Genomic DNA, 6,177 nt, shown 5'->3' on the forward strand with positions numbered 1-6,177 from the left:
TCGACCGCGCACCACCCGCTGTTCCAGGTTTCCCTCGCGCTGGCGAACTTCGAGGAGCCGGAGCTCGAGGTCGCGGGCCTGCGCATCGCACTGCAGGACGTCGCCCACGAGTCCTCACCGTTCGACCTGAGTCTGACACTGCGCGAACGCACGACCGCGAACGGCGAACCCGCCGGAATCGAGGTGAGCCTCGGCTACGCCACCGACCTGTTCGACGACGCCACCGCCCGGACCCTCGCCGCCCGCTTCGGCCGGCTGCTGACGGCGGTCGCCGAGAACCCGCACGCCACGATCGGCGACGTCGACCTGCTCGATCCGCGGGAGGCCGACGAACTGCGGGCTGGCACGGGCCCGGAGCCCGTCGCCCCGGTGACCCTGCCGGAACTGCTGCACGCCGCGGCGACGGCGCGACCCGAGGCCGTCGCCGTGGTCACCGACGACCGGCAGGTCACCTATCGCGAACTCGACGCCCGCGCGGCGCTGCTCGCCGATGCCCTCGCCGCGCGGGGTGCCGGCCCCGGCACCCTCGTCGCGCTGGCACTGACCCGATCGTTCGATTCGGTGCTCGCGGTGTGGGCGGTCGCCCGAACGGGCGCGGCGTTCGTGCCCGTCGACCCCCGGCACCCGCAGGAACGGATCGAGTACATGCTCGCCGATTCCGGTGCCGTCCTGGGGGTGACCGTGACCGAGCACCACGACCGTCTGCCCGCCTCGCTCGGGTGGCTGGTGCTCGACGGCCCGGCTGCCGACACGCGTCTCGCGCTCGTCCCGCAGCGGCCGCGGGCCACGGTCGTGCACGTCGACGACCCCGCCTACCTGATCTACACCTCCGGCTCGACCGGCGCTCCCAAGGCGGTCACCGTCACCCACCGCGGACTGGGCAATCTCGTCGCCGCGCAGCGGGAGACCCTGGCGCTGACCCCGCAGGCCCGGGTCGCGCACATCGCGTCGCCGAGTTTCGACGCCGCGGTGTTCGAGCAACTCGCCGCGTTCGCCGTCGGCGCCCGGCTCGTGGTCGTCCCGCCCACCGTCGTCGGCGGCACCGAACTCGCCGACCGGCTCCGCGCGGCCCGGGTCAGCCATCTCGTCGTCACCCCCGCCGCGCTGTCGACGCTCGACCCGGCCGCCCTGACCTCGGTCGAGGTGCTGGCCGTGGCCGGGGAGGCGACCGGACCGGAACTCGTGGACCGGTTCGGCGAGGGCCGGACGATGCTGAACCTGTACGGACCGACGGAGGCCACGATCTGGGCGACGGCCGGCCCGCTGGTGCCGGGCCGGGCGGTGACGATCGGATCGGCCGTGCGCGGCGTGACGCCGCTGGTGCTCGACGCCCGCCTGCGGCCGGTACCCGCCGGCGTGACGGGCGAACTCTACCTGGCCGGGGCCGGGCTGGCGCGGGGCTACCACGGGCGGGTGGGGCTGACCGCGAGCCGCTTCGTCGCCCGTCCCGATCAGCCGGGGGAGCGGATGTACCGCACCGGGGACCTCGTGCGGTGGGTGCGGGCCGGGGGCCGGCTCGAGCTCGAATACCTCGGGCGCGGTGACCACCAGGTCAAGGTCCGCGGGATGCGCGTCGAGGTCGGGGAGATCGACGCGGCGCTCACGGCCCTGCCCGAGGTCGACTTCGCGGTCACCGTCGGGCGGCCCGGACCGTCCGGCGCCCAGGTGCTCGTCTCCTACGTGCTCCCGGCGCCGGGGCACCGCCTCGAACCGGCCCGGGTACAGCGCCGGACGGCGCAGCGGCTGCCCGGACACCTGGTGCCGGCGGCGATCGTCGTGCTCGACGAGTTGCCGCTGACCCCGGTCGGCAAGCTGGATCGCGCGGCGCTGCCGGAGCCGGTGTTCGCGGCCGGCTCGGGACGCGCCCCGCGCACCCCGGCGGAGGAGGCGGTGGTCGCGGTGTTCGCGCAGGTCCTCGGCCTCACGCACGTCGGGATCGACGACTCGTTCTTCGACCTGGGTGGGACCTCCCTCGATGCCACCCGTGCCTGCGATCGGCTCGGCGCCGAACTCGGGACCGCCGTGCCGGTGATCGCGCTGTTCTCGGCGCCCACCCCGGCGACCCTGGCCGCCCGCCTCGAGGCCGAGGACCCCGGCGGGCAGCCGGACTCGCCGTTCGCGGTGCGGCTGGCGCTGCGCACCGACGGCGACGGAGCCCCGCTGTTCTGCGTGCATCCGGCGTCCGGACTGGCGTGGGGCTACGCCGGGCTCGCCGCGCACCTCGCCCCCGGACGGCCGGTGTACGGACTGCAGTCCCCGCACCTCGACGGCCGCGAGGACGCCCCGGCGACGATCGCCGCGTACGCCGAGCGGTACGTCGACGAGATCCGTGCGGTCCAGCCCACCGGCCCGTACCACCTGCTCGGCTGGTCGCTCGGCGGATTCATCGCCCACGCCGTCGCGGCGCGGCTGCGCGACGCCGGCGAGGAGGTGGCGCTGCTCGCGCTGCTCGACGCGGACCTGATCGCCCGCGACGTCGCCGCGCCGGAACCGCTGACCGCCGGCGAACTCGTCGCCGCCCTCGGCTCGTCCCTGGGGCTGCCCGACGTCGACCCGGACCTGACGGCCGCCGAGGCCGCCGCGCTGATCCGGACCCACACCGGGGCTCCCGTCGACGCCGGCCACCTCGACCGGATGGTCGCCGACTACAACGGTTCGGCGGCGCTGCTCGCCGGCTACCGGCCACCGCTCTACGACGGCGACCTCGTCTTCGTCACCGCGACGGCCGACAAGCCGCATCACGCCGGGGGTTTCGCCGGCTGGCGACCCTACGTCACCGGCGCGATGCACAACCACCTGCTCGATGTCGCCCACGACCGGATGACCGCACCCGACGCGGTGCCCGACCTGGCCGCGGTGCTCGATCGGCATCTCGGCGACGACCGGTACCTCGCCGCGTCCTGACCGCGCAATCCACCCCCCTTTTCTTCCGAACGGAGCACCATGTCCCCCTCGACCCCCGCCGTCCTCGTCGAAGCCGTCACCAAGAGCTTCGGGCCGGTCCCGGCCCTGTGCGGTGTGAGCTTCGCCGCCGAGCCCGGTGAGGTCCTCGGCGTCCTCGGCCCCAACGGCGCCGGCAAGACCACCACCGTGAACATCCTGTCCACCCTGCTGCGGCCGGATTCCGGCCGTGCCGTCGTGGCCGGGCACGACGTCGTCACCGACCCGGCCGGGGTGCGCCGGGCGGTGATGCTCACCGGTCAGTACGCCGCCCTCGACGACATGCTCACCGGCTTCGAGAACCTCGTCCTGTTCGCCCGTCTGCTCGGGCTGCGGCGCCGCGCGGCCCGAGCCCGCGCGCGGGAACTGCTCGCCGAGTTCGACCTCGAGGATGCCGCCGACCGGCGGGTCGGCAAGTACTCCGGCGGCATGCGCCGCCGCATCGACATCGCGTGCGGGCTCGTCGTCCCGCCCCGGGTGGTGTTCCTCGACGAGCCGACCACCGGCCTCGATCCGCGCAGCCGCCAACGGGTCTGGGATCTGATCGCCGGCTTCAAGGCGCAGGGCGTCACCACGCTGCTCACCACGCAGTACCTCGAGGAGGCCGATCTGCTCGCCGACCGGATCGTCGTCATCGACCGGGGCACGGTCGTCGCCGAGGGCACCCCCGCCCAGCTGAAGCAGCGCGTCGGCGCCACCTTCTGCGAAGTCGTCCCGGTGCGGGCGGCCGACGTGCCCGCCGTGGCGCACGTGCTCCGCCGGTTCGCCCCGGCGGCGGTGGTCGAGGTCGCCGCCGACCGCGTCACGATCCCGGCCCCGCACGGGGCGGGCACCCTGGCGCAGGTCGCGACGGCCGTCGCCGCCCACGGCGTCGCCGTCTCCGACATCGCGCTGCGGCGGCCGTCGCTGGACGAGGTCTTCCTCGCCCTCACCGCCGCCCGGCCGCGTTTCGAGGTGGTGGCATGACCACGACGACCGCCGCACCGTCGCCCCTCTACCAGTGGTGGGTGCTGTCCGCGCGCACCCTGATCCCCGCCGTCCGCGGCGGCGAACTCGTCACCGCGCTCGTCGCGCCGCTCGTGTTCACCGTCGGGTTCTACGTGCCGCTGCAACGGGTGATCGCCCTGTTCACCGGCGGGGCCGTCGACTACGGGCAGTTCCTGATGCCGCTGATCGCGCTGCAGGCCGTGGCCTTCACCGCGATCTCCGCCGCGTTCCTGGCCGCGACCGACGCGGTGCACGGCATCGACCGCCGGTTCGCGACGATGCCGATCGCGGCGGCCGTGCCGCTCGCCGCACGCCTGTCCGCGAGCACCGTCAAGTGCGCGCTGTCGCTGGCGGCGGCGATCGGTTGCGGGTACGTGATCGGATTCCGATTCGCCGGAGCCACCGCGGCCGTCGGGTTCTGCGTACTCGCGCTCACCATCGGCACGGTCCTCACGCTGGGGGCCGATGTGCTCGGCACCGTGTTCCGGAGCCCGGAGGCCACCACGCAGGCACTGATGCTGCCGCAGCTCGTGCTCGGAATGCTCTCCTGCGGCTTCGTTCCGATCGACCAGTTCCCGGCCTGGATCCAGCCGTTCGTCCGCAACCAGCCCGTCTCCCAGTTCGCGTCGAGCCTGCGCGGGCTCGCCGACGGCACCGGCGCCGCCCTGACGCCGACGCTGCTGTGGCTCGGCGGGATCCTCCTGGTCGTCGTCCCCCTGGCCACCCGCACGAACCGGAGGCAGCGATGAGCACCACCGTGACCACACCCGAGAATTCGGTCCCCGCTCTCGTGCGGCACACCGGCCTGCAGGCCGGGCGCCTGCTGACCCGCTGGCGCCGGGATCCGATGACGGTGCTGCAGAGCCTCGCCTACCCGGTGCTGCTGTTGCTCATGCTCGAGGCGGTGCTCGGCCGGCAGGTCTCGGCGTTCGCCGGGCAGGACGCGCTGTACGGGACGGTGCCGATGGTCGTCGTGATGAGCGCGCTGCTCGGCTCGCTGGCCGGCGCCGTCACACTCGGCCGCGAGTGCGAGGCCGGGCTGCCCGCGCGGCTGTGGGTGCTGCCCGTCCACCGGGCTTCGGCGCTGGCGTCGAGATTCGTCGCCGAGGCGGTGCGCATCACCGTGACCACCGTCGTCGTCGTCGCCGCCGGGGTCGTGCTCGGTTTCCGCTTCCACCGCGGCCCGCTCGCCGCGATCGGTTTCCTGGCCGTACCGGTGCTGTTCGGGCTGGCGTTTGCCGCGCTGGTCACCGCGGCCGCATTCATGGCCGCGAAAACGGTGGTCATCGAAGCGATCTCGTTGCTGTGCACGCTGATGCTGTTCTTCAATCCGGGGTTCGTGCCGATCGGTGCGTACCCGGACGTGCTCGCGCCGGTGATCCGCAACCAGCCCATGACCAGTGCCGTCGAGACGATGCAGGCGCTGGCCCTGGGCGGCGCCGTCCAGGGCCCGCTGGTGCGCACCGTGGCCTGGTCGGTGGCCCTGGTCGCGGTGTGTGCCGTGCCGGTGATCCGCGGATACCGTCGGGCCCTGTGACCGGATCCGCCGCCGGTGATCCCGGCAGGGTGGCGAATCCGCCACCCGGGGTGGCTGGTTCGCGGCCCCCGGGTACGGGAGGATCGATCCAGTGAACACGCCGAATCCCGAAGGGAGGCAAAATGACCGCCGTTGCCGAACCAGGCACCACCGACTCCGAACTGCCCCGTCTGCGCGCCGACATCGACAGTCTCGACACCGAGATCCTCGCCGTGGTGCGGCGCCGTGTCGCGCTCGAGCGACGGATCGGGCAGCTCCGGGTCGGGACGGGGGCGCCCCGCGTCACCCACGCCCACGACATGAGCATGATCCGTCGCTACGCCGCCGAGCTCGGGGAGGACGGCACGGCCCTGGCCCTGGTCCTGCTGCGCCTGCGTTAGCGGTGCGGAGCGCGCCCGACGGTGCCGGGCGACACCCCTCGTTCCGGGTGTCGACACGGACCTCATCCGGTCGGTCGTCGGCGGGGCGGTCCCGGGTCCACACCCACTGTCCGCGGGGCCGCCCGCACCACCGGACCTTCGCCGCATCATCGAGCATCCGGACAACCCCTCCCGGCGTCGCCGGGAGGGGGTTGTCCACCCCCGGGCGCAGTCCTAGTCGCGGGCCAGCACGGCTACGGGAAGGTCCGCGAACACCTCCGCCGGCGACACCGTTGCCGACAGCCGCCGCCCGGTGAGCCGGTCCACCCAGCGGCCCGGCGGCAGGTCGAGCGT

General features: G+C 74.0%; 5 protein-coding genes. All 5 read left to right on the forward strand.

The annotated features are described in order from the left end of the window. Nucleotides 1-2,904: non-ribosomal peptide synthetase (locus tag OEY_RS28645; protein WP_010595225.1), on the forward strand; the 2,904-nt coding region annotated here is incomplete at its 5' end. 39 nt (nucleotides 2,905-2,943) lie between these two features. Continuing rightward, complete coding sequence (locus tag OEY_RS0118035) at nucleotides 2,944-3,906, forward strand: daunorubicin resistance protein DrrA family ABC transporter ATP-binding protein (RefSeq protein ID WP_010595226.1); 963 nt, start codon at nucleotides 2,944-2,946, stop codon at nucleotides 3,904-3,906. Further along, the gene (locus OEY_RS0118040) at nucleotides 3,903-4,676 is read left to right on the forward strand and encodes an ABC transporter permease (RefSeq protein WP_010595227.1); all 774 of its coding nucleotides are present in this window, start codon (nucleotides 3,903-3,905) and stop codon (nucleotides 4,674-4,676) included. Before OEY_RS0118035 ends, OEY_RS0118040 begins: the two co-directional genes overlap by 4 nt. Next, nucleotides 4,673-5,464, forward strand: coding sequence for an ABC transporter permease (locus OEY_RS0118045; protein WP_010595228.1), 792 nt, complete (start codon nucleotides 4,673-4,675; stop codon nucleotides 5,462-5,464). Before OEY_RS0118040 ends, OEY_RS0118045 begins: the two co-directional genes overlap by 4 nt. A gap of 122 nt (nucleotides 5,465-5,586) precedes the next feature. Then, a complete protein-coding gene (locus OEY_RS0118050) occupies nucleotides 5,587-5,844 on the forward strand; it encodes a chorismate mutase (RefSeq protein WP_010595229.1) in 258 nt (85 codons plus the stop codon). The last annotated feature ends 333 nt before the right edge of the window (nucleotides 5,845-6,177 follow it).

Origin of the sequence: Rhodococcus sp. P14 (assembly GCF_000256505.1) — a bacterium.
GTDB classification, from domain to species: Bacteria; Actinomycetota; Actinomycetes; order Mycobacteriales; family Mycobacteriaceae; genus Rhodococcus; species Rhodococcus ruber.